Genomic DNA, 23,456 nt, shown 5'->3' with positions numbered 1-23,456 from the left:
GAGCTGAGCCATGTGTGACAAACCCGGCACCATTTTTCGTCCGCAACCCGGTCAATTCCGGCCATACCGTTTTCCGCCGCTGGTGGAAGAGCGGTCCCGGGATGACGAGTTTGATTTTGATGACTTTGCCGATGACAGCCACAGCCGTCATGGCAGCAGTGCCGCTCACTATCAGGAAGAGTTCAATAACGGCTTTCAGGACGGCATGCAAAAAGGCTACGACGAAGGCTTTATGCAAGGCCAGCAGCAAGGCTTGGAAGGCGGTCGTCAGCAAGGCTATCAAGCCGGTTACCAAGATGGCCAGCAGCAAGGTTTGCAAGAGGGCCGTCAGCAGCTGACCCATTCGGTGACTGCCGCCGATGCGCTGTTGCAGCAAATTCAGCAAGTGTTCCATCAGCATGTGCGTGAGCAGAGCGAGATGATCTGCGATCTGGTGCAGAAGGTGGCGCGTCAGGTGATCCGCTGTGAGTTGACGTTACAGCCACAGCAGCTGGTGACCTTGATTGAAGAGACCTTAGCACAAGTGCCTGAGCAAGAAGGCCAGATTGCGGTGCATCTCAATCCGCAAGATTGTCAGCGTCTGCAGCAATTGCTGCCCGATGTGGTGAACAAGTGGCAGTTGGAGCCGGATAACGCACTGGAAAGCGGCAGTTGCCGCGTGGTGACCCGTGATTCGGAGGCGGTAGCCGACAGTGAGGAGCGCCTGCAAGCTTGTATGGATGCAGTGCGCGATACGTTGCTGGTTGAACCGGTGGCTGAACACGCCGAATGAGTAATCTGCAGCAAACCTTAGCGCGTCGCTTGGCGCTGGCTGGTCGGCAATTGCCAGAGCTGCCGGTGGCGCGCACCTATGGCCGCTTAACCCGCATGACCGGCTTGACGCTGGAGGCGGTCGGTTGCCGTCTCAGTAGCGGTCAGCGCTGCATGATAGAAACCGACAGTGGCGCGCTGGTGGAAGCGGAGGTGGTCGGGTTTGACCGTGAATCTTCGTTCCTGATGCCGATCCGACACACCTCAGGGCTGCGCCCGGGTTGTCGCGTGCTGCCGTTGCAGGGCGATAGCAAAATTGCCGTCGGTTATGGCTTGCTGGGCCGCATTTTGAACGGTGTCGGTGAGCCGCTGGATAACCGTGGCCCGCTGCAAACCGATCAGCGTATTCACCTGCAAGGTGAGAGCATTAACCCGTTGATCCGTCAGCCGATTAGTGAGCAGTTGGATGTGGGCGTGCGCGCCATCAACGGCATGCTGAGTGTCGGTAAGGGTCAGCGTCTGGGTCTGTTTGCCGGTAGTGGGGTGGGTAAAAGTGTGCTGCTGGGGATGATGACCCGCAACACCACCGCCGAAATTACCGTGGTGGGCTTAATTGGCGAGCGTGGCCGTGAGGTGCGCGAATTTATTGAGCATTCGCTGGGCAGTGAAGGGCTGAAAAATGCGGTTGTGATAGCCTCTCCGGCCGATGATCCGCCACTGCTGCGGCTGCGGGCGTCAGTATTATGCCACCGAATTGCCGAGTTTTTCCGCGATCGCGGCCATGATGTGCTGCTGTTGATGGACTCCCTAACCCGTTACGCGCAGGCGCAGCGGGAAATTGCGTTGGCTGTCGGGGAGCCGCCTGCCACCAAAGGTTATCCGCCATCGGTGTTTAGCCTGTTGCCACAATTGGTGGAGCGCGCGGGTAACGGCGCACACGGTAAAGGCTCGATCACCGCCTTTTATACCGTACTGTCTGAGGGTGATGACCAGCAAGATCCGATTGCCGATGCGGCGCGCGCGATTTTAGACGGTCACATTGTTCTCAATCGCACCTTGGCTGAAAGCGGCCACTATCCGGCGATCGATATTGAGCAGTCGATCAGCCGTGCCATGCCACAAATTGTATCCCCTGAGCACCTGCGTCAGGCGCAGTTGGTTAAACAACGCTATTCCCGTTACCGCCAAGTGCAAGACTTACTGGCCTTGGGCGGCTATCAACCGGGGCAAGATCCACAGTTGGATACGGCGATTGCCAGTTATCCGGCGATCTGTGCCTATCTGCAGCAAGGCATGCAAGAAAAAGTCACCCTCGCCGACAGTACGGAACAGTTATTGCAACTGCGCTAACCGGCAGCTGGCCGACCTGTGAGCGTCAGCCAGCCGTCAGTGGCTACACGGTGAATCTGGTGGCCTGAGGTGGAGTTTTCGAGGAGCGGTCTTGCGTTATGTCTCGTCAGCACGGCGTGTTGCACGCCTGGTATCAGCAGCAGCAGCAGCGATTTGAACAGTTACAGTCCGAGCAGGGCAGTTGGCAGCGCCAGCAGCAGGCGCACGCTGAGCGCTTGGAATTGTTGCAGCAGGTCTCGACCCAATATGCGCTCGGTAGCGGCAATGGCTCCAGCGCGCTGTTAGTCAAAGGCATTGGCCGCTTTCGTAACCAACTTTCCCTGATCACCCAATTACAGCAGCAAGAGCTGGCGCTGGCGGAAGCCGAGTTGCGTGCTGCCCGTGAACGGGTGTTGCATCAGCATCTGAATTTGAAAAAAGGCGATACCTTGTTGCAAAAGTTGCAGCAACAGCAGTTACAGCGCGAAGCGAAGCGTGAGCAGCGGGTGTTAGATGAGCTGTCGGGACAGCGTTTTTTACGTCGTCAGCAGGCGTGCCGTTAACACCAAGCGTCGTAGGTGATTGCGGATGACACAGGCTTAGCGCGGTGCGTAGGTCAGTCCCGCGTCCGGTTTCAGTAATTGGGTAACCAGCTGTTTTTGCTGCGCCAGCAGTTTGCCGTTACGGCTATTTTGCTGCTGGCATGCTTGGATCAGCTGATGCAGCTGTTGCCATTGCTGCTGAGCACTGGCGCTGAGCTGCTCTGGTAAGGCACGAAACAGCGCTTGCATCCCGTGGTCATCGGCGGGCAGGCCGAGCGCTTGCAGGTGTTGGCAACGTTCGGTAGCGCGTTGCTGTAAGGTGTGCAGCAGCGGTTGCAACTGGTGGTTGCTGTCAGTTAAGCCACGGCTATCGCGCTGTTGCATCAACGTATACTGCCGCTGTAACAGCGGTTGCAGTTGCTGATAATCACGCACATCGTGCGTCAGTGTTTGCAGCAGCGCTTTAACGCGAGACTTACGATCCATAGCGTGGTTTAGCCTTTGTAATGTTGATATAGGCTGTCAGCCAGACGATCGGTGTTGATACTCAAGCCACCTTGCGCCAGCAGGGCACGCATCTTCGCGACTTTCTCTAAATCCACTTCCGCCGGACGTGGCGTTTGCTGCGCTTGTTCCAGCATTTTCAGATCGCGGCTCAGGGCCACGGACTCAACCGGCTTGCTGTTGGCTGCGGGAGTTTTCTGGGCGGTGCCGCTGGCCGGAGTCAGTACGGTGCTGACGGCCACGTCACGCTGTACTTTACCAATCATGGTTGCTCCTTTTGCATTAGGCAGTGTAGGCATCATGGTGGTGCTTACCTTAACGTCATCGGTGAAGTCAGTGCGCCGCCGTGAGTTTGGCTGTGGCATCTGACCGCTTGATTATATACGGCGACCGGCTACTGGCCTAACTTAAATCAGAGCGCACTTTTTTCGGCCGTTTTTTATTTGTGGCACATAATTGCCGGCGGCAGCGGCAAAAATCCGGCACTGACGGTTAAAAGTCGGTCATAACTTGACCCGGTCCGCTCACTCGGGCCCGAATTTCCTTACCGCTGATGCTGTTTTGAATCCGAATTTTTTTGCCCTGACTGCCATCCTCCAGCGCAATCCCTTTCATTGAGGCACTGACTCCATCCTTTTGCGCCAAGATCACCACTTCATCGCCGCGCTTAATCAGATCCGGTGCGGTCAGCATATTGCGGTTAATCAGGCGACCAGCCGGGAGATTGCGGCGCAATGTCTGGCCAATCAGCGCCTGTGGATCGGTGAAATAGGCTTGGCGTAAAAACGCGATATCGGTGGCTTTAACGCTCAGATCGCCGGCGCTTAGCACTTGGCCGCGCTCAAGGTTACGGCTGGCAAAAATCAACGGCAGCAAGATGGAAACATCGGCTTTGACATGCAAACGCCAGGTTTTGGGGGCGCTACAGCGCACTTCGTAACTGACGCGACCGGCCGGTGGATCCTCGCTCAGGCGCTGAATTTGTGGCGGCGTGGCGCACTCTGGGAAGTCCGGCATGTTGCGCAGCTTAACGTCAAACTGCTGACTCTTTTGTGCTTTTGCGAACGATGTCACGTCCTGTTGGATAAATTGCGTCACTTGTTCGGCGGGGGTCACGGCCGCCCACAGGGGGGCACTGCCGAGCAGCAGGGCCGGCAGCAAGCCGAAGTATCGAGCCAGCATGGACATGGCGTCTCCTTTAATGCGCAGGAAGCACAGTTTCCGCTACTGACAGGGCGCGGTTGCCCGGGGAATCTGTGCGCGGTTTTGCGCATTGTAATCCAGATGGTTAAAAAATTGGCGTGTTAATTGCTAAGAGACAGGGCTTATTCACGTTGTTTGCAGGGGGAAAGAACATGTCACTGAGTTTTGATAAAGCGCTGGGTGTTTTTCCGCACACGCTCGATTTTCGCACTGAACGGGCCAAGGTTCTGGCCGGTAACCTCGCCAACGTGGATACCCCGGATTACAAGGCGCGCGACATCAGTTTTAAAGATGTGATGCGGCAGATTAATCGCTCGTCAATGAGCGCCGAGTTTGGCAGCCGTGCGGCGGCCGAACCGAATTATGTGGCCATGTACCGCAATCCGTATCAGCCATCGAAAGATGGCAACACCGTTGATCAGGGTGTTGAGCAGGCGCAGTTCGCGCGTAACGCGATGGACTTTCAGACCAGCTTGACCTTCATGAACATGACCTTCAGCGGGTTAAAGCAAGCAATTACCGGACAGTAATGAGGTAACCGATGTCATTCGGAGATATTTATGACATCGCCGGTTCGGCGATGACCGCGCAAACCGTACGACTCAACACCGTGGCCAGTAACATGGCGAACGTGGATGTTACGGCCGGTAGCGCAGCAGAGGCATACCGAGCGCGTCGGCCGGTGTTCTCTACCATTATGGGGAATACCGCGCACGGTGGTCTGGCGACCGCCAAAGTGAACATTCGCGGGATCGAAGAGAGCCAAGCGCCATTAACGCGCCGTTACGAGCCGAAAAACCCGCAAGCCGACAAAGACGGCTATGTGTTCGTCTCGAACGTCAACATCGTGGAAGAGATGGCGGACATGATGGCAGCGTCACGCAGCTTTGAAACCAACGTGGATGTGCTATCCCGCGTGCGCAGCATGCAGCAAGGGATCTTACGTCTGGGCAATCCGGCCTAAGTGGGTTCGGCTTACGTTTTCGATTATCTGATTTTAAGGACGTCTCATGAGTCTGGCCCGAGTACAGTCTTCCAACCAGCCTGCGGCTGATGATGCCATGCCGCAGGGCGCGGTGAGCAAAAACGGGATCAACCCGACCAAAAACGATTTTATGACCATGATGGTGGCGCAAATTCGCAACCAGAACCCGCTCAACCCGATGGACGGTACCCAGTACCTGACCCAGCTTGGCATGATGTCGGCGGTCGAGAGTCTGGAAGGGGTGAAGATGGGCATGCTGAACCTCAACATTGGCATGAGCAATGTGGAGATGCTGCAGAGCACCAACCTGATTGGCAAGAGCGTGTTGATGGAAGTCAGCAATGCGCTGGAGGTCAAAGAAGGCCAGAAACTCGATGGTCGCATCCGTCTGGATAAAGCGGCGGATAACGTCAAAGTGGCAGTATATGACGAAGAGGGCAAGTTGGTCGACACCCTGAAACTGGGTCCACAGCCTGCCGGTTTGGTGAAGTTTGAGATTGATGGCGACAAGCTGGGTGCCGGCAAATACAAATTTGAAGTGTTGGGTGAGAGCGGCAGCGATGCGTGGAGTCAGAACGTGCTGTTGGCGGCCAAGGTGCAAGCCGTACACATCAGTACTGACGGCATTACCCCAAACCAGCTAGAGCTGGAAGGGATTGGCAAGATGTCACTCTATGACATGCGTGAGATTACTGATTCGGATACAGCTCCGATGATGGCGAAATCTTCCCGTAAACCATTCCCGTTTTCTCTCATCTGATCCCGTAAGATTTTTCAGGAGTTTGTATGTCTTTTAATATTGGCTTGAGCGGTCTGCAAGCGACCAGTGAGCAGATGAACACCATCAGCCACAACATTGCCAACGGTTCAACCGCCGGTTTTAAATCATCTCGTACCGAGTTTCAGGATGTCTATGCCGCGACTTTCGGCGGCGGCCAAGCTAACGGCGTGGCGGTGTCTAACATTCGTCAAAGCTTTGCCACCGGCAGCATGACCACCACTAACCGTAACGGCGATCTGGCGATCAACGGCGATGGTTTTTTTGTGGTCGAGAATAACGGTCAGAAGTTTTACACCCGCGCCGGGATCTTCGACGCTCGTCAGGACAAGAACAATCCAAACATGCTGAATTTGTTAAGTGCGGATGGTTCGTTGCTGCTGGGTAAAGGCGGTCAGCCAATCACTATCGATCAGGCCGATCAGGCACCAAAGGCCAGCACCAAAGGCTCACTGGGGCTGAATCTGGATTCGGGCGCTCCCGTGATTGATGCGGCAAAACCGTTTGATATCAACGATCCGTCTACCTACAACTCCACCAGTACCGTGAAGGTGTATGACCAACTGGGTAATGAGCATCAGGTGACTCAATACTATCGCAAGACTGCCGATGGTAAGTGGGATATGCATGTGGCGATGGATAACACCCTGTTGCCAGGTGGCGCGACCCCCGTGGAATTTGATGATACCGGTAAGCTGACCAAGCCAAGCCCATCCAACCTGTCATTGACCCTGCCTAATGGTCAACCGTTGGCGCTGGACATGAGTGCCATGACCCAGTACGGCGGTGGTTTTAGTATTACGTCTGTGAGTTCCGATGGCTATGCGGCGGGTAAGTTTGCTAACTGGTCCTTTGAGTCAGACGGCACCGTGGTGGCCCGTTATACCAATGGCGAAAAAGTCAGCCAAGGTCAGCTGCAACTGGCGCGTTTTACCAATAACGAAGGCCTGCAACCGGCCGGTGGTAACCGCTGGACCGAAACGTTTGCGTCTGGTCAGGCGATGACGGGCGTGGCAGGGGAAGGTCAGTTGGGCGGCATTTTGACCGGTCGTTATGAGAACTCCAACGTTAACATCACCGATGAAATGGTCGGTTTGATGGGCGCGCAGAGCAGCTATCAGGCCAACGCCAAGTCCATTCAGGTCGCCAATGAGATGACCAAGATCCTGTTCAACTCTCTGTAAGGCGCGGCTTAAGTCATGGATAAATTGCTGTTTACTGCGCTGTCTGGTGCGCGTCGAACCCTGATGTCACAGCAGGTGCAGGCCAACAACCTAGCCAACGTGAACACCACTGGTTTTCGCGCTGACTTGGAGCAGGCGTCCACGGAGCTGTTGCGTGGCGCCGGTTACCAAACGCGGGCACTGGTCGGTGAGCAAGCGCTGGGCTCGGACTTTTCCGGTGGCGCGCTGCAGCGTACCGATCGTCCGTTAGACGTGGCCATTCAAGGCGACGGTTTTTTTGCCGTGGAAACCCCACAAGGCGAAGCCTATACCCGCGCCGGTAACTTTACCACTAACGATGCCGGTGAGCTGAGCGTCAATGGCCATCCGCTCATGGGCACCGACGGCCCGATCGTGTTGCCAGAATACAGCCAATTGACCGTGGGGAAAGACGGCACGTTGTCGATCGTGGCGCCGAATGGCGGCCTGATGCAAGAAGCCGGTCAGCTCAAATTGGTCAACCCGAAACCCGATCAAATCGCGAAAAGCCCCGATGGCTTGTTTCGCATGCTGGATAACAGCAGTGCCCCTGCCGATGACGGCGTACAGGTAGCCAGCGGCTATTTGGAGTCCAGCAACGTCAACGCGGTTGACGCGATGATCCGCAACATGACTTTGGCGCGTAACTTTGAACTTCAGGTCAAGATGATGAAAACTGCAGAGGATTTAACCACTGCCGGTAACCGTCTGATCCGTGAGTAAGGCATAACAGAATGAATGCAGCATTATGGGTAAGTAAAACCGGTCTGGCGGCACAAGATGTCCAGATGCAGGTGATTTCCAACAACTTAGCGAACGTTAACACCATCGGCTTTAAGCAAGACCGCGCCGCGTTTGAAGATCTGTTCTATCAGATCAAAAAGCAGCCTGGTGGTATGGCCGATCAGCAAAATGAGACCCCAGGCGGTCTGATGCTGGGTAACGGTGTGCGTGTGGTGGGTACCGAAAAGCTGATGAAGACCGGTGCCTATCAGCAAACTGACGTGCCGACCGATATGTCGATTCAAGGTCAGGGCTTTTTCCAGATTGAAATGCCGGATGGCACCATGGCCTATACCCGTAACGGCCAGTTCCACCGTAATGCCGAAGGCATGCTGGTGAACTCCAGTGGTCTGCCGCTGAGCCCGAATATCGAGATCCCAGAAAATGCGACCAGCTTCTCGGTGGGTACCGATGGCACCGTGACCTATACCAGCGCCGATGATCCGCAGCCGCAAGAGTTAGGCCAAATCACTCTGGTGAACTTCACCAACCCAGCCGGTCTGGAAGCGGCCGGTAGCAACCTGTTCAAAGAAACCGGTGCCAGTGGCGCGCCGAATGAAGGGGTGGCCGGTGAAAATGGGCTGGGTCAGCTTAAGCAGTTCTCACTGGAAGGCTCCAACGTGAGCGTAGTGGAAGAGATGGTGAACATGATCACCACTCAGCGCGCTTATGAAATGAACGCCAAAGTGGTATCCAGTGCCGATCAGATGCTGAAGTTTGTGAGTCAGTCACTGTAATTAGCGTGACGAGCGGCGCACGTGGCGAATAAAGAGAGAGTAAACCTAAGATGAGACGCGTTCTGGTTCTGTTAACCCTATTGCTGGCTGGGTGTGCGCACCCGCCAATCGGTCCGTATCCGGGGGAAGATGAATTCACCCCACCGCCGATGAAATTGCCAGCGATGGAAAGGGACAAGGACGGTGGCCTGTTCAGTACCGATTACAACATGGCACTGTTTCAGGACCGGCGCGCGTTCCGGGTTGGCGATGTGCTGACGGTAGTACTGCAAGAGCAGACCAGCTCCAGCAAGAAGGCTGGTACCAGCTTTGGCAAAGAGAGCAACACCAGCATCGGTGCCGCCACCTTGTTTGGCAGTGAGTACCCGAAAGCGGCGTCGTCATTGGGTGCTGATCGCGACTTTAAGGGCAACTCCACCAGTTCGCAGCAAAACTCGCTCTCCGGCAGCATCACCGTACTGGTGTATGAAGTGATGCCGAACGGCATTTTGCGCGTGCGCGGCGAGAAGTGGCTGCGTCTGAACCAAGGTGACGAGTATATCCGTCTCAACGGCTTGGTGCGGGTGGATGATATCGACGGGACGAACCGCGTGTCGTCGCAGCGTCTGGCGGATGCGCGGATCACTTACTCCGGTCGTGGCGCACTGGCTGACTCCAACTCGGCAGGTTGGTTGACCCGCTTCTTTAACAGCCCGTTCTTCCCGATCTGAGGATGATAATGAAGAGATGTTATTGGCTGCTGGCTCTGTGGCTTGGCAGCATGTCAGCTGTGGCGGCGCCACTGCTGGATATGGTGGACGTACAGGGGATCCGGGAAAACCAGCTGGTCGGTTACGGCTTGGTGGTCGGTCTTAGCGGTACGGGTGATAAGAGCCAAACCAAGTTCACCTCACAGTCGATCAAAAACATGCTAAGCCAGTTCGGAGTGCAATTGCCGGCCAATGCCGATCCGAAACTGAAAAACGTGGCCGCGGTTGCGGTCAGCGCGACCTTGCCACCACTGGCGGCGAAAGGTCAGGCGCTGGACATTACGGTATCTTCGATGGGGGATGCCAAGAGTCTGCGCGGCGGTACCTTGCTGTTGACGCCACTGCGTGGGGTCGATGGCCAAGTGTATGCCATGGCGCAAGGTAATTTGGTGGTGGGTGGTTTGAATGCCGAAGGCGCCAGTGGTAGTGGGATCACGGTCAATATCCCAACCGCCGGTTTGATCCCGAACGGCGCCCTGATTGAGCGCGAAATTCCGTCTTCATTCCTGACCAATCCTGACATCGTTCTGAATTTGAAACAGCCCGGTTTTAACACGGCGCGTAACATCGAGATGGCGATTAACCGCGTGTTGGGGCCAGGGGTTGCCAATGCGCAGAGTAATGCCAAAGTGGTTATGCGTGCGCCGTTAGATCCGAGCCAGCGCGTGAGTTTTATGGCGGCGCTGGAGAACTTGAAGGTGGCGGAAGGGCCAACACCAGCACGCATTATCTTCAATGCCCGTACCGGCACTATCGTGATGGGACAGAACGTGCGCGTGCGTCCTGCGGTGGTCAGCCACGGTTCGCTGACGGTGAACATTGTCGAGAATTCACGGGTCAGTCAGCCTAACCCGCTGTCGAACGGGCAGACGGTGGTCACCCCGCAATCGAATGTCAGCGTGAACGAAGAGCGCGGCAAGGCGTTTGTCTGGCCGGCCGGCACCTCATTGAAAACGATCGTCGATGCCATCAACAGCTTGGGTGCGACCCCGAGCGATCTGATGTCGATTTTGCAGGCACTCAAACAGGCCGGCGCGCTGGAAGGCGAGCTGATTGTCATATGAGTATGGAGATTTCTCCGGACGAGGCGCAAGCCTCGTTCCTGTATAACGATGTGCACCAGCTGCAAAACATCAAGGGCAACCGCGATCAGCAGCAAGCGTTACGTCAGGTGTCGCAGCAATTTGAAGCGGTGTTCTTGCAGACCGTGCTCAAGCATATGCGTCAGGCAAACAATGCTATGCGGGACCCCGACTCGCCACTTAGCAGTCGCCAGCAAGACTTTTACCAATCCTTCTATGATGGCCAATTGGCCTCGGAGATGAGCAAGAAAAGCCATCTGGGGATTGCAGAGATGCTGGTGAAACAGCTCGCAGCGGCCGTACCGAAGGGCTACGGCAAACCGGTGTCGGGTGCGCCAAGTGAGTCGGCGCGCGCGGCGGAGAGTTTTGCCGTCACCATGCACGCCAAACCGGCGCAAGGCAAACCAATTCAGGCACCGTGGCTTCCGGCTACGGTACTGGATCGCATCTTTGGCGGCGCGGCAGAAATCAGCGCCGACGGGGCGACGGTGGCCACGTCTGATCCGCAGAAACAAAACTTTATCAATAAACTGTTCCCATATGCGATCCGCGCTGCGCGCGCGCTGGGCACCTCGCCATCGGTATTGTTGGCGCAAGCGGCGCTGGAAACCGGTTGGGGCCGTGGCATTTTACGTCGCGGCGATCAGAGCAGTTATAACCTGTTTAACATCAAAGCCAGTCCGGGTTGGCAAGGCGAGCAGGTGACCGTAGCGGCGCCGGAAGTGATTGACGGACAGACCGTGAATCAAGAGTCGCCGTTTCGGGTCTACCAGAGCTTTGCGGAGTCGTTTGAAGATTACGTTAACTTCCTGCGCAGTAACCGCCGTTATGCCAAGGCACTGCAACATGCGGATAATCCGGAGCGCTATTTCAATCATCTACAGCAAGCTGGCTATGCCACTGATCCGCAGTATGCCCGCAAACTGCAAGGGGTCTGGCAGCAAGTCCAACAGATGTTGGAGTGACCGACTATCGGGCAGGGCTGGGCGATTTAATCGTTTTGCCCTGCAGGTCGCTTAATGACTTTCAGATGAGTTTTAAAACCGTGCAGGCCATTGCCTGTCGGCATTCGGCGTGAGGGTCGGGTGTTTTTACACTGAGTAAGGACGTTGTCATGAGTCTGATTAATATCGGTTTAACCGGTCTGGGCGCGGCCAATGCCGGCCTGAGCACCACTTCGCACAATCTGGTGAACATGAACACGCCCGGATATACCCGTCAACGTATCGGTCTGGCCAGTCAGGTTGGCCCCGGTGGCGTGGGCGCGGGTGTCGGTGTAACCGGCATTGATCGTTTGGCCGACGGCTTTTTGAATACCAGCCTGTGGCGCCAATCTTCGGCGTTGCAGCAGAGCAATACCCAATATCGCTACATGAGCAAGACCGAACAGATCCTGACTGCGGATAGCTCTAGCATCAACGTGGGTCTGGATCGCTTTTATTCGGCGCTCAGCGAAGCGGCGGTCAATCCGCAAGATATGGCGCTGCGCCAATCGATTTTGTCGCAGGCCGATGCCGTGGTTCAGCGTTTCAATAACATGGATGCGCAATTAAAGAGCCAGCGTAAACAGCTCGACAGCCAGCTGGACTCCAGTATCAGCCAGACCAACTCGCTGCTGGCCAGCATCGCCGAGATGAATAAGCAGATCAAAGAAGCGGGCGCGCGCGGGCAAACCATGACCGACGTGCTGGATGCGCGCGATCAGGCGATCAGCCAGCTGTCTGAGCAGTTGAATGTTAACGTGCAGTACAAGCCAGATGGCACCGTGGATATCAACTTGGATCAAGGCCAGCCGCTGGTCAGCGGTAATACCGCCAGTCAGCTGGATATGGCGCGCGATGGCGTTATCAGCATTAAGCGCGGTGATGCCTCGTTCGCGATGCCGCGCAATATTGGCGGCAATATCGGTGGCTTGATGACTTTTCGCGATAAGGACTTGGTCGAAAAGCAAAAAGAGCTGGATACCATGGCCTACGGCTTTGCCCAGCAGTTCAATACGGTACATAAGCAAGGTTACGATCTTAACGGTAACCTCAGTGGCAAGGATATGTTCAGCGGTGCCGACAGCGTAGAAGGTGCAGCCAGCCGTTTGTCGCTGGCGTTGAAAGACCCTGCCGATCTGGCGCTGGGTGATGATGTGGATATTGGTCCGGGTAACGGTAATAACCTGACCAAGCTGATTGCGCTGAAAGATACGCCGCTGGCGATCACCTTATCTCCTGCCGATCAGGCTGAATACGTTGTGACGGTTGCTGGCTTAAATGGCAAAACCCTGAGCAAGGCCTATACCGGGATTTGTGGTGATTGGGCGATTCAGACTGCGCAAATCAAAGCGGAGCTGACATCGAATACTTCGCTGTACAAGCAAGCCTTTAACGATCGGGAGTCCGTGTGTGGGGTTTCCAAAGATGAAGAGGCCGGGAATCTGATGCAATACACTCAGATGTACCAGTCCAGCGCCAAGATTGTTAGCACAGCTCAGCAGCTGTTTGACACCACCCTCGCGATGTTTAACTAAGGAGCCACCACCATGCGCATGAGTACGTTTCAGCTAAACAGCATGATGATGGACGGGATGCAAACCGCCAACAGCAACTACAACACCACCATAATGCAGATGCAGCGGCAGACGAAAATTTTGACGCCGTCCGATGACCCAATTGGCTCGGTACAGATCATGCTGTTGCAGCGTCAGCAGGCGGCAACCGATCAGTACAGCAAAAACATCAAAAACTTGATGAACGAATACACCCAGCAAGAAGCGTTGATGCGTAACGGCAACGATATTTTGCTGCGCGGTAAAGAGCTGGTGTTGAGTCTTGGTAATGGTGCCATGACCCAAGATGACCGAGAAGCGGTGGCTAACGAGTTGGAATCCATTCGTGATGAGTTGCTGAGTGTAGCGAATAGCCAAAATCCGGATGGGGATTATCAGTTTGCTGGTAACAAACTGAAAAATAAGCCGTACAGCGCACCGGATTATGTCTATCAAGGTGATAGCGCCCGTCGCACCTCCAGCACCGCGGAAGGGGTCACTTTGCCGGTTAACATGACGGCAGACACTATTTTTGGCTCCGGTAATAACACCGTGTTTAAAGCCATTGATGATTTGACCGCCGCTCTGCGCGATCCGGCCACCACCCAAGACGAGCTGGAAGCGCAGATGAAAAATGCGGACAGCAGTATTGCGTCAACCTCAGTACAGCTAAATAGTGTGTGGGGCGGGTTAGGTAGCCAGATGCAATCACTGGAGCGCATGGCCGGCGCGCACGAAGACAATACCTTGATGAACAAGAAGATGATTGGTGATATCAAGGATTTGGATATTCCAGAGGCTGCATCACGTCTGAAAGGCTACGAGCTGGCATTAACGGCCACTCAGTTGAGCTATTCCAAGATCAACGATATGTCCCTGTTTAACTACATCAAATAAAATCGTCGCTTAAGTTAAGTGTGGCATGAGTTAAGCGTGACATGCGCCGGTTATCCATGTACTTATCCAATACGCAGAGCACTGTCTCTGCGTATTGCGACGACGAAAGCGTCGTCGGGTTGTAAGTCGCATGCAGATTGAAGCAAATAGATAAATAAAGAGAACACACCTTGGTTAACCAAGTTAACAGTACCCGTCTGGGCACCCAACGTACTTCCGATCTGAATCACTCTCCGGTGGTGAGCCAGCAAAAAGCTGGCTTGGCGGTATCGGCGTCGGCCAGCGCGGCGGTAGATACCCGCACGCCGGCGGAAGAAATCGAACGTCTACGTCATGGTCAGCGCGGGAGTTTACTGGGCGTAACCGCCAAGGCGCACTACCAGTTAGCGAAAACGCAAACCGCCTTGCGAGCCTTGCACAGCGCCGAAGATATTTTGCAGCAAAGTAAACAACTGGCGCAGCGCAGCCTCAAACAAACCGAAGGCCGTCGTCAGCGTTTGACGCAAGAGCTGGCCTCGTTGCAACGGCAACTGCGTCAGCAAGTGCACCAGACTTATGATGAGAAGCCGCTGTTTAATGCCGATTTTTCAGTACGGCATTTAAATCGTAATCAACAGCAACGTTTTTCCATTCGCGGTCTGCGCTTGCAAGGCGAGCGTAGCCAGCCAGAAGTGTTGAAGTTTGCCTTTGATGGTGGCAAGCCACGTCAGGTTAAAGTGCAGATTGAGCCGGAAGATGATATGGCGACCATCGCGCGTAAACTGAGCCGTGGCCTGTCATCGCGCGGGATCCGTGCCGAGGTCGATAAATGGGGCGATCTGGAGTTTTCCGCTGCAAAAGGCAACTGGCAAGAGGTGGAAGAAGGCTTCTGGTTGACCGGTAACGGGCAGATTTTCCCAGCCGGTAATCCGGTTAAAGTTCAGCCAGAGCAGCGTCAGCCGCAGATGGTGGACGCTGAGAAGCTCAGCTTTCGCAAAACCCAAGATACACGTCAATCTTTGGCCGATATCGAACGCTTGATGCAGCAGATCCGCAGCTCCCTGCAAGAGCTGACGCGCTATCAGCAGCAGATTGAGCGCCAGTTGCAAGGGCGCTATGCTCGGATGCCGGAAACCGAAACGACGGGTATTTCAGATCGTATCGTCAATAAACCGCTGTCGAGCTTGTTGGCCCAGGCCGGCATCTCACGCCAGACGGTGGTGGCGTTACTGACGCGCTAACCCTAATTGTGTCGCAACTCGATATCTACAGTGCCGGCCATGTGTCGGCGCTGTGATTTTAAGGGCCGTAATGATGAATTTATGGGGCAGCTATAAGCACGGCATGATCCATCCCCATTGAAAAAAATTTCCTATCAGCAGAAAAAAAGATTTAAGCTGCCGCAAAACCCTTCCGCCTAATACCAGTAACAAGGTACGAGACCTGTTTCTGTATTTTAGGAGAGATCACATGTCACTGTCAGTTCATACTAACCAGTCTTCCCTGACTGCCCAGCGTTCCCTGGCTAGCACTCAACTGAGCCTGAACACTTCCCAGCAGCGCCTGTCTACCGGCCTGCGTATCAACAGCGCTAAAGACGATGCTGCTGGCCTGCAGATCGCTAACCGTATGGAATCTCAGACTCGTGGTCTGTCTGTTGCTCAGCGTAACGCGGCTGACGGTATCTCTCTGTCTCAAACTGCGGAAGGTGCGCTGAAAGAAGCCTCTAACATCCTGCAACGTCAGCGTGAACTGGCTCTGCAATCTGCTAACGGTACTAACACTTCAGCTGACCGTACTGCACTGAATGAAGAGTTCTCTGCACTGAATGCAGAACTGGCTCGTATTCAGAAAACTACCACTTTCGCAGGTAAAGCGCTGTTTGAATCTGCTGGTTTGAAAGCGGGTATCTCTTTCCAAGTTGGTGCTGAAATGAAGTCTGCTGACAAGATCACCGTTAAGGTTGATACCGCTGCAGCATTCAAATCCAGTGCTGCAATTAGCGGTACTGCGGGCACTATCGGTGCAGTAGTTTCTGGTCTGGATAAAGCCATCGCTGCAATGGGTAAATCTATGGCAGAACTGGGTGCGGTACAAAACCGTTTCCAATCTACCATTAACAACCTGTCTAACATCGAAGAGAACGTGAGCGTGGCGAAAGGCCGCATCATGGATGCTGATATCGCTAAAGAATCTGCCAACATGACCAAGCAGAACATGATGATGCAAGCTGGCATCTCTGTACTGTCTCAGGCAAACCAGACTCCATCCATGATCATGGGTCTGCTGCGTTAATTACGCCTGATTACGCATAGGTTTTGCCTTGCGATAACCGATGTTGGTTACGCAAAGGAAAACTCGCAATCCAAAAAGGGGCCGACTGGCCCCTTTTTACTGAGTTTTGTTCTTCTTCTTCGCGGATGTGATGGCGAGGGGGTAGAGCAAAGTGCAGTTCTTACGCGCCAATAGAATTCTGCTCTATTGGCTGTGAATTGACTGTTTAATGGCATTTTTCTTGCATCATTTTTTTTGCATTTAAAGCGTAGCGCATAGCATTTTGCGTCCGAGAGATAAGTACTCTCGGTGGCCGCGCGGTAGACAGAGGATAGATTATGGGCATTACCATTGGTGGTATCGGTACTCTGCCGATTGAAGATTTGATTTACGCACAGCTGTATTCCGAGCGTTTACCGAAAGAAACCCAGTGGAAGCGCCAGGAAGATCAAAACAGTGCCCTGATCACCGCCTACCGTGAAACTCAATCGGCGGTCAACAAACTGCGTACCGCAGCAGAAAAGCTGGACTCTGCGCGCGAGCTGAACAAAACCACCGTGGTGGCGGGTGACGACAAAATTTTGTCAGCCAGCGTCAACGGTACTACGGCCAGCGGTAACTACGAATTTGACGTTACCCAGATGGCACAGATTGGCCGTGAAAAAGTGGTGTTTGATGGCACGGATAAAGTGCCTCAAGATCAGACCTTGAGCCTCACATACGGCGGCAAGAAGTTTAGTGTTGATGTCAAAGCCGGTAGCTCGCTGGAAGATATTGCTGCGCAAATTAACGGTGATAAAAACAATCCGGGCGTGAAAGCAGCGGTGGTGCGCGAAGAGGGGGATAAGTACTCGTTGGTGATCAGCGGTAAAGATACCGGTAAGGACAATGCGGTATCGGTAACTTCAAACAATGCCGCGACCAAGATTGATTCTTTGCAAACCGCGCAAGATGCCGTGTTGAAGATGGGCTCGCTGACCTTCAGCTCCAAAAACAACAAGTTTGAAAACATCATTGACGGGATCTCGATTGAAGCCAAACAAGTCGGGAAAACCACCGTCAGTGTGAAGCCGGATAATGACGGCACCAAAGAAGCAGTAAAAAGCTTCGTCACCGCCTATAACGAGTTGGTCGACACTATCGACAAACACTCCAAGGCCACCGAAGTGACCGATGCTGACGGCAAGAAGCGTAAGAAGCCGGGGGCGCTGGGAGGCGACAGCATGACGCGCGGCATGATGAGTCAGCTGCGCAACAGTGTCGGTCAGGTGTATGACGGCAAAACCTTGTCGATGCTCGGTATCAAAACCGATCGCCAAGGCAAGCTGGAAATCGATGACGAAAAGCTGACCAAAGCGATTAACGAAAATCCGGAAAGCATCAGTACCGTTTTTCTGGGCGCTGATGGCAAAAGTGGCTTGATGCAAAGCATCACCGGTAACTTAAAAGATTTCAAAACTTCCGGTGGTAACTTCACCACCCGCATTGATCGCTTAGAGCAAGACCAGAAAAAGATCGCTGAAGATCGCGAAGACCTCGACGCACGCCTGAAAGTGCGTGAGCAATCGCTGCGCGATTACTACGCCAAGATGGACAAAATGATCAGCAGCATGCAGCAGACCCAGAACATGCTGTACGGCATGCTGGTGAGTTAATTGATAGTGAATAGATGATGAATAACGGACTTAACGCTTATCAACAAGCCAAAACGCAGGCCCAGGCGGCGGCGGCTAGCCCGCATCGCCTGATCCTGATGTTGTTAGATGGTCTGCTGGATAACCTGACGCGCGCGCGCGGTTTTATGGAGCGCGGTCAGGTTGAGCAAAAAGGGCAGATGATCACCAAGTGCCTGGATATTTTGCAGGGGCTGAGCGCCATTTTGGATATGGAAAAGGGCGGTGAGGTGGCTACTGAGCTGTACCGTCTTTATGACTACTGTGGACGTCGTCTGTTTGAAGCCAACGCGCAAAACAGCATTGAGATGGTGGATGAAGTCAGCGGTCTGATCAGCGAAATTCGCGAAGGCTGGCTGGCATTGCATCCGAGCAAAGTGACTGGGCAATGAGTGGACTCAGTGAGCGATTACAGCGCTTGAGTCAAGCCATGGAGCAGGCGGTGCGCAGTGGTGATTTTACCCTGCTCGCGGAGCTGGATCAGAAATTGCTTGCCGGACTGTCACGTCTTAACGGTGCCGAAATCCCAGCGGATGCGCAGCCAGTATTAAAGCAATTGGCCAGTCGTTATCCACAGTGGATTGCCGCTGCGCGCAGTGAACAAGCGCAAATTCGAGCGCAAATCTGCCAGCAACCCTCACAGCAACAAGGCCTGCAGGCTTATATACAGAACTCATGACGAGGCTCGTGATAATGCAATTGACCCAACTGACCTCCGCGCCATCGTCCGCCTCTCGTACCGGTGCATCTTCTGCTACCGGTAGCAGCGTGCAACCTGCGGCGAATAAGGCCGATGGTCATAGCTTTAGTCAGTCGCTCAACGGTTCAAATAGCGCACATGACCAGCGTCCGACCGGAGCGGCAGACAACAAAACCGAATCAAAGACCGATAGCCGCGATGACATTAAGTCCGCGCAGCACGCGGATACCGAGGCGCACGCCCATGCCGGCGCACCTAGTAAAGATGCCGGTAAAGAAGATAAAGCGACTTCCGAGTCTGCGCAGAGCTCGGCGACAGCCGGACAAGCCGATTTAGCGCAGCAGATTGCGTACTTGCTGCAAACCCAGCAAGCCCTCGACCCGCAAACGTTACGCCAAGGTTTTGCCAATGGCGCGGCGCTAAACGGCGCAAATGAGATGCCATTGACCGCGGCTCTGACGGGATTGGCAGGCAATAACCTGCTACGCGGCAACGGTAAGAGTGAATCGCCGGTACATGATATTCCCGCTCCTGCGGATCAACGTGCCAGCAATGCTGACAGCACCCGTCCCGCCGTTGCGGCTGCGGCGACAGCTATCCCCCTAACCGAAGGGGATCTGAGCGCGTTGGCCAGTGCCCTGAGCGATAAAAACGTCACCGCACCGGTAGTGGCGATGAGCCAACAGGGGCTGAATGCCATCACCGCCAAGAGTCCTACGGCGATGGCCGCGAGCGCGCAGCCGAGCGCCGCAGATGCCATGAACACCCCATCGCCTACGTTGGCGCTGGATATCAACAAGCCACAGTGGGGCGATGCGCTGATTGAACAGCTGCGTCAGCGCATCCAAGTGCAAGCCGGCAACAAGCTACAACATGCACAGATTCGTCTGGATCCGCCGGAGCTTGGCAAGCTGGATATCAGCCTGCGCATGGATGGCGACAAACTGAGCGTGCAATTTACCGCCGCTCACCCGCAATTGCGCGAAGCCTTGTTGGCGGGCAGCGATCGCCTGCGCCAAGACTTTAGCCAAACGCAGATGAACTTGATTGATGTGTCGGTCTCCGGTGGCCAGCCACAACAAGGGCGGCAGGGGCAACAAGAGGCAGCGGGCCATGAAGGTCCGGTGATCCGCCGCGCTACCAGTCAGAGCACGATCTCGGCCCTCAGTCTGCCGCGTCAGCGCGCAGGTTTTGACAGTCTGGTTTAAGAGAGAACACGATGTCGCAAGGAAACAAATCCAAAGTCATTTTGCTGGCCATTATTGCCCTATTGCTGCTGATCCTCATTGGTGGGGCAGGTTGGGGTTATTGGCACTTTGTGATGAATAAACCGGCAGAGCCGGTGAAGCCGGTGGCTGTATCCCACGCGGCGGTAGTGAAAAAGCCAATTTTTATCAATCTGGATCGCTTCGTGATCAGCGTGCAGGGCGAAGACCGCCTGCATTACATGATGCTGGAGCTGTCGCTGATGACCTACAGCAACCAGTTTGAAACTCAGGCACAAGAGTTTATGCCACTGGTGCGTAACACCATTGTCACTGAGCTCAGCCACGAAGATTTTGCCAAGCTGACCGCGCCGGATGCGGTAGCGGCACTGCAAGCGAAATTGTTGACCGCGATCCGCGCCACCATGCAAAACATGACCGGGGAAAGCGCCATCGACAAAGTCCTGATCACCAAGCTGGTGGTGCAGTAACCGACTATGTGCGGAGCGGCGGATAACGCGCAGGGCTTAAATGCCTATCAGACCAGCCAAAAACTGGGGCGACAGGCGCTCGAACAGCGTCTGTTGCTACAGCATGCGCCGCTGGTGCGCCGCATTGCCTATCATCTGGCACCGCAGGTCAGCGCGGTACTGGGCCGTGATGATTTAGAGCAGATTGGCATGCTGGCACTGTTGGGTGAGATCCGCCGTTACGATCCCGATGGCGATGTGCCGTTGGAAGTGATGGCGAGCCCCCGTATTCGCGGCGCCATGCTGGATGAGCTGCGTCGCCTCGATTGGCGCTCGCGCGGAGTGCGGCAAAAGAGCCATGAGCTGAAAGACCGCATTCGTAGCCTCAGCCGAGAACTTGGGCGCAAGCCCACCCGACAGGAGCTGGCGCGGGCACTGCAAATTAGCGATGAAGAGCTGCACGAGCGTTTGCTGGCCTGTCAGGCGGAGCAAGTCGATAGTCTCGACAGCCTGCAAGAAGATGGCTTTGAAAGTTTCGGCCTGTATTGGCCGGGAGATGAAGCTCAGTCCGCTCGTTTCAAACGTGATTTATCCTGCGCCCTGCAGCAACTGCCGGAGCGGGAGCAGACCATCTTGAGCTTGTATTACGAGCACGAGATGAACCTCAAAGAGATAGCTCTGGTGTTGGATCTTACCGAAGCGCGGATCTGCCAGTTACATAAGAAAGCGCTGAAACAGCTCAACAGACTGTTAGACGGCTGGAACCAGCCGGACTAATGGGGGGTATATGCAACGGATAATTGGTTTTTTTATTGTTTTTGGCTGTGTCGTTCTGGGCTATCTGGAAGCGAAAGGTAACCTCGGTGCTTTGTGGCAGCCGGCGGAGCTGATTATCATCGTCGGTGCGGCGATGGGCGCCATGGTGGTGGCGCATCCGGTCGCGGTACTGAAGGGCATTGGTGGCCAGCTGAAAACCCTGCTGGGCAAAGGCTATACCCAAGATTACTACCGCGCGATTATTGAGCTGATGTTTGAGCTTTTAGAAACCGTGCGTAAAGACGGCATTAAAAAGCTGGATGAGCACATTGAAAATCCCGACTCCAGTGCGCTGTTCGCGAAATATCCAAGCATCACTGCTTCGCCGGTGTTATTGGCTTTCATCACCGATAACCTGCGTCTGATGGCGATGGGTAAGATGTCGCCACATGACTTGGAAGCGTTGCTGGAAACCGAAATCCACACCATCCAGAATGACCTGTTGCGCCCTTCTAAAGCCTTAGCCAAGACCGGCGAAGCGATGCCGGGTTTTGGTATCGTGGCGGCGGTACTGGGTATCGTGGTTACCATGCAGAACATCGGCGGCAACTTGGCGCTGATCGGGGCCAAAGTGGCTGCCGCACTGGTGGGAACCTTCATCGGGGTATTGCTGAGCTACGGGGTATTTGATCCGCTGTCTGCCGCCATGGGCAACTTGGTGAAAAAAGAAGTCATGGGCCTGAAAATGGTGATGGCAATTTTAGTGGCGCAGCAACAAGGTCGTCCGACCCTGCTGGCGCTGGATGCTGGCCGTAAACTGCTGATCAGCGAATACAAACCGAGCTTCTTTGAGATGGAACGCTGGCTGACTGCCGAGCAGAACTGATTATGGCCAAAGATTCACACCACACCATTATCATCAAGAAAGTCCAACACGACGACCACGATGAAGGACACGGCGGCGCATGGAAAGTGGCATTTGCCGACTTTGCCATCGCCATGATGGCCTTTTTCATGGTGCTGTGGGTGATGGAAGTTGCCACTAAAGATGAGCGGCAAAAAGTTCAGCAGTACATGGCGACCTACAGCGTGTTCGACAACATGGATAACGTGTTCGACATCAGTAACAGCCCGTTTCCTGTAGACTTTGCTGGGCAAGCCTCGCCATTGGAAAACCCGGTCAAATCCGATTTTGATGGTAACGATAAGCTGGGTAATGCGCTGTTCCAAGAGAATAAATCCCAAGGTCAGTACAAAAACAAGGATTTGGGTAAGCTGCAAGGTAAGTACCTGAATCAGCAACAAATGGAAGTGCTGGCGGAAGCGTTGAATGCGGTGGCGGTGCGTTTAGATGCCACCAATAACGTGATGGTTGAAGTGGTGCCACAGGGTTTGCGTATTCTGATTCAGGATGATAACGAACACTACATGTTCGAGCGCGGTAGCATCCGTATCACTCCGTTCTTTAAGGGGATTTTGGATCAAATCTCGCCGGTGTTGGGCAGTATTCAAAACCGGATCATGATCAGTGGCCATACCGATAACACCCGTTATCCCAACAACGTGGATTACACCAACTGGGATTTGTCGGCGGAGCGTGCGTTAGCCGCGCGGCGGGTGATGACGGCCAATGGCATGAAGCGCGATCAAATTCTGCAGCTGGTGGCGATGGCCGAACAGATGCCGGTGAATATTGAAGACCCGATGAGCGGCCAAAACCGCCGCATTGAGATCACGGTACTGACTGAGCAAGCGGCTGCGCAAATTGCCCAGTTGTTTGGCCGTGCGAATGCCAAACCGATGCCGCCGCATATTGTAACGTCTCAGTTGGCTCCTCAGCCGAATGCGGCGCCTCGGCCTGCGGCCAATGCAGTCAATGGTATTGGTACTGTGACGGCTCCTGCCGCCAACGGTATGGTGCCAAGTGCTAATTCTGTGCCGTCTAAATCGGTCGCGCCAAGCGCGGCGCAGCCGGCCACATTACCGCCTGCGGCTAACCGTGCGCGGTCTGCGGCGAGCGCCGGTAACCATGCCGGTAACAACAACGCTGGGCTACCGCCACTGCTGACCGATCAGGCTGGGAATCTGGTGCGTATCGGTATTGATCCGATTTTGCCGGGGATGGCAACCTTAACGCCGGATCACGCCAAGCCTGTCGGACAGCGCAGTGCGCCTACTGCGCCACTGAAAGCACTGCCGGTGAAGCCACATGCCGCGCCGGTAGCGCCAGCGCCGGAAGTGCTGTTGCCGGTACGCGTTGAACACGGCTGAGCGTCAAGCATGATTGCTCGGTTGCTGCCGATGGCGCAATCGTAAAAAAAG

Annotated in this window: 27 protein-coding genes; 24 read left to right on the top strand and 3 right to left on the bottom strand. The window is 54.7% G+C overall.

Going from position 1 to position 23,456, the window contains the following annotated elements:
- The first annotated feature begins 10 nt into the window (after positions 1-10).
- The 3 genes from fliH (at position 11) to L975_RS04420 (ending at position 2,642) form a co-directional block, all read left to right on the top strand.
- On the top strand, positions 11-772 hold the full coding sequence (gene fliH / locus L975_RS04430) for a flagellar assembly protein FliH (protein WP_052181267.1): 762 nt from the start codon (positions 11-13) through the stop codon (positions 770-772).
- The gene (fliI, locus tag L975_RS04425) at positions 769-2,100 is read left to right on the top strand and encodes a flagellar protein export ATPase FliI (RefSeq protein ID WP_010862978.1); all 1,332 of its coding nucleotides are present in this window, start codon (positions 769-771) and stop codon (positions 2,098-2,100) included. Before fliH ends, fliI begins: the two co-directional genes overlap by 4 nt.
- A gap of 98 nt (positions 2,101-2,198) precedes the next feature.
- A complete protein-coding gene (locus tag L975_RS04420) occupies positions 2,199-2,642 on the top strand; it encodes a flagellar FliJ family protein (protein WP_047707416.1) in 444 nt (147 codons plus the stop codon).
- 36 nt (positions 2,643-2,678) lie between these two features.
- On the opposite strand, the gene flgN is transcribed toward L975_RS04420, so the two are convergent.
- From flgN to flgA, 3 genes are all read right to left on the bottom strand, one after another.
- Positions 2,679-3,107 (bottom strand): flagellar export chaperone FlgN, encoded by a 429-nt coding sequence (gene flgN, locus L975_RS04415; RefSeq protein ID WP_047707414.1) that lies wholly within the window; start codon positions 3,105-3,107, stop codon positions 2,679-2,681.
- Between the two features lie 8 nt (positions 3,108-3,115).
- On the bottom strand, positions 3,116-3,391 hold the full coding sequence (gene flgM / locus L975_RS04410) for a flagellar biosynthesis anti-sigma factor FlgM (protein WP_047707412.1): 276 nt from the start codon (positions 3,389-3,391) through the stop codon (positions 3,116-3,118).
- A gap of 226 nt (positions 3,392-3,617) precedes the next feature.
- Positions 3,618-4,313, bottom strand: coding sequence for a flagellar basal body P-ring formation chaperone FlgA (gene flgA / locus L975_RS17190; protein WP_052181266.1), 696 nt, complete (start codon positions 4,311-4,313; stop codon positions 3,618-3,620).
- A gap of 167 nt (positions 4,314-4,480) precedes the next feature.
- Between flgA and flgB the strand changes: the two genes are divergently transcribed.
- The 21 genes from flgB (at position 4,481) to L975_RS17180 (ending at position 23,405) form a co-directional block, all read left to right on the top strand.
- Complete coding sequence (flgB, locus tag L975_RS04400) at positions 4,481-4,858, top strand: flagellar basal body rod protein FlgB (protein WP_010862973.1); 378 nt, start codon at positions 4,481-4,483, stop codon at positions 4,856-4,858.
- 11 nt (positions 4,859-4,869) lie between these two features.
- Positions 4,870-5,292 (top strand): flagellar basal body rod protein FlgC, encoded by a 423-nt coding sequence (gene flgC, locus L975_RS04395; protein ID WP_010862972.1) that lies wholly within the window; start codon positions 4,870-4,872, stop codon positions 5,290-5,292.
- 46 nt (positions 5,293-5,338) lie between these two features.
- A complete protein-coding gene (locus tag L975_RS04390; protein WP_072033015.1) occupies positions 5,339-6,073 on the top strand; it encodes a flagellar hook assembly protein FlgD in 735 nt (244 codons plus the stop codon).
- A gap of 26 nt (positions 6,074-6,099) precedes the next feature.
- On the top strand, positions 6,100-7,275 hold the full coding sequence (locus L975_RS04385) for a flagellar hook protein FlgE (RefSeq protein WP_047707410.1): 1,176 nt from the start codon (positions 6,100-6,102) through the stop codon (positions 7,273-7,275).
- A gap of 15 nt (positions 7,276-7,290) precedes the next feature.
- Complete coding sequence (flgF, locus tag L975_RS04380; RefSeq protein WP_010862969.1) at positions 7,291-8,016, top strand: flagellar basal-body rod protein FlgF; 726 nt, start codon at positions 7,291-7,293, stop codon at positions 8,014-8,016.
- A gap of 11 nt (positions 8,017-8,027) precedes the next feature.
- Positions 8,028-8,813: a flagellar basal-body rod protein FlgG gene (flgG, locus tag L975_RS04375; protein ID WP_010862968.1), complete on the top strand. Its 786-nt coding sequence runs from the start codon at positions 8,028-8,030 to the stop codon at positions 8,811-8,813.
- A 50-nt stretch (positions 8,814-8,863) separates the two neighbouring features.
- The gene (flgH, locus tag L975_RS04370; RefSeq protein ID WP_010862967.1) at positions 8,864-9,523 is read left to right on the top strand and encodes a flagellar basal body L-ring protein FlgH; all 660 of its coding nucleotides are present in this window, start codon (positions 8,864-8,866) and stop codon (positions 9,521-9,523) included.
- A gap of 8 nt (positions 9,524-9,531) precedes the next feature.
- The gene (locus tag L975_RS04365; RefSeq protein WP_010862966.1) at positions 9,532-10,626 is read left to right on the top strand and encodes a flagellar basal body P-ring protein FlgI; all 1,095 of its coding nucleotides are present in this window, start codon (positions 9,532-9,534) and stop codon (positions 10,624-10,626) included.
- The gene (gene flgJ, locus L975_RS04360; protein ID WP_081995599.1) at positions 10,623-11,609 is read left to right on the top strand and encodes a flagellar assembly peptidoglycan hydrolase FlgJ; all 987 of its coding nucleotides are present in this window, start codon (positions 10,623-10,625) and stop codon (positions 11,607-11,609) included. Before L975_RS04365 ends, flgJ begins: the two co-directional genes overlap by 4 nt.
- Positions 11,610-11,758: 149 nt before the next feature.
- The gene (gene flgK, locus L975_RS04355; protein ID WP_047707406.1) at positions 11,759-13,162 is read left to right on the top strand and encodes a flagellar hook-associated protein FlgK; all 1,404 of its coding nucleotides are present in this window, start codon (positions 11,759-11,761) and stop codon (positions 13,160-13,162) included.
- Positions 13,163-13,174: 12 nt separating this feature from the next.
- Positions 13,175-14,077: a flagellar hook-associated protein FlgL gene (gene flgL, locus L975_RS04350; protein ID WP_047707404.1), complete on the top strand. Its 903-nt coding sequence runs from the start codon at positions 13,175-13,177 to the stop codon at positions 14,075-14,077.
- A 170-nt stretch (positions 14,078-14,247) separates the two neighbouring features.
- Positions 14,248-15,297 carry a hypothetical protein gene (locus L975_RS04345; RefSeq protein ID WP_047707403.1) on the top strand — a complete coding sequence of 350 codons (1,050 nt, stop codon included), beginning with the start codon at positions 14,248-14,250 and terminating at the stop codon, positions 15,295-15,297.
- A 229-nt stretch (positions 15,298-15,526) separates the two neighbouring features.
- On the top strand, positions 15,527-16,351 hold the full coding sequence (locus L975_RS04340; RefSeq protein ID WP_047707402.1) for a flagellin: 825 nt from the start codon (positions 15,527-15,529) through the stop codon (positions 16,349-16,351).
- Positions 16,352-16,668: 317 nt separating this feature from the next.
- The gene (fliD, locus tag L975_RS04335) at positions 16,669-17,985 is read left to right on the top strand and encodes a flagellar filament capping protein FliD (RefSeq protein WP_047707400.1); all 1,317 of its coding nucleotides are present in this window, start codon (positions 16,669-16,671) and stop codon (positions 17,983-17,985) included.
- Positions 17,986-17,999: 14 nt separating this feature from the next.
- On the top strand, positions 18,000-18,395 hold the full coding sequence (fliS, locus tag L975_RS04330; protein WP_036768709.1) for a flagellar export chaperone FliS: 396 nt from the start codon (positions 18,000-18,002) through the stop codon (positions 18,393-18,395).
- On the top strand, positions 18,392-18,682 hold the full coding sequence (locus L975_RS04325; protein WP_039046375.1) for a hypothetical protein: 291 nt from the start codon (positions 18,392-18,394) through the stop codon (positions 18,680-18,682). Before fliS ends, L975_RS04325 begins: the two co-directional genes overlap by 4 nt.
- 14 nt (positions 18,683-18,696) lie before the next feature.
- Positions 18,697-19,911 (top strand): flagellar hook-length control protein FliK, encoded by a 1,215-nt coding sequence (locus L975_RS18550; protein WP_052181265.1) that lies wholly within the window; start codon positions 18,697-18,699, stop codon positions 19,909-19,911.
- Positions 19,912-19,922: 11 nt separating this feature from the next.
- Positions 19,923-20,399: a flagellar basal body-associated protein FliL gene (gene fliL, locus L975_RS04315; protein WP_010862956.1), complete on the top strand. Its 477-nt coding sequence runs from the start codon at positions 19,923-19,925 to the stop codon at positions 20,397-20,399.
- Between the two features lie 6 nt (positions 20,400-20,405).
- Complete coding sequence (locus L975_RS04310) at positions 20,406-21,155, top strand: FliA/WhiG family RNA polymerase sigma factor (protein WP_047707398.1); 750 nt, start codon at positions 20,406-20,408, stop codon at positions 21,153-21,155.
- A gap of 10 nt (positions 21,156-21,165) precedes the next feature.
- Complete coding sequence (gene motA / locus L975_RS04305; protein WP_010862954.1) at positions 21,166-22,020, top strand: flagellar motor stator protein MotA; 855 nt, start codon at positions 21,166-21,168, stop codon at positions 22,018-22,020.
- Positions 22,021-22,022: 2 nt separating this feature from the next.
- Positions 22,023-23,405, top strand: coding sequence for an OmpA family protein (locus L975_RS17180; protein WP_052181264.1), 1,383 nt, complete (start codon positions 22,023-22,025; stop codon positions 23,403-23,405).
- Positions 23,406-23,456: the final 51 nt, after the last annotated feature.

The sequence above is a fragment of the Plesiomonas sp. ZOR0011 genome, assembly GCF_000800945.1.
Classification (GTDB): Bacteria; Pseudomonadota; Gammaproteobacteria; order Enterobacterales; family CAMTGL01; genus Plesiomonas; species Plesiomonas shigelloides.
Note: the sequence above shows the minus strand (reverse complement) of the source record. Positions and strands in the feature narration are given on the sequence as shown.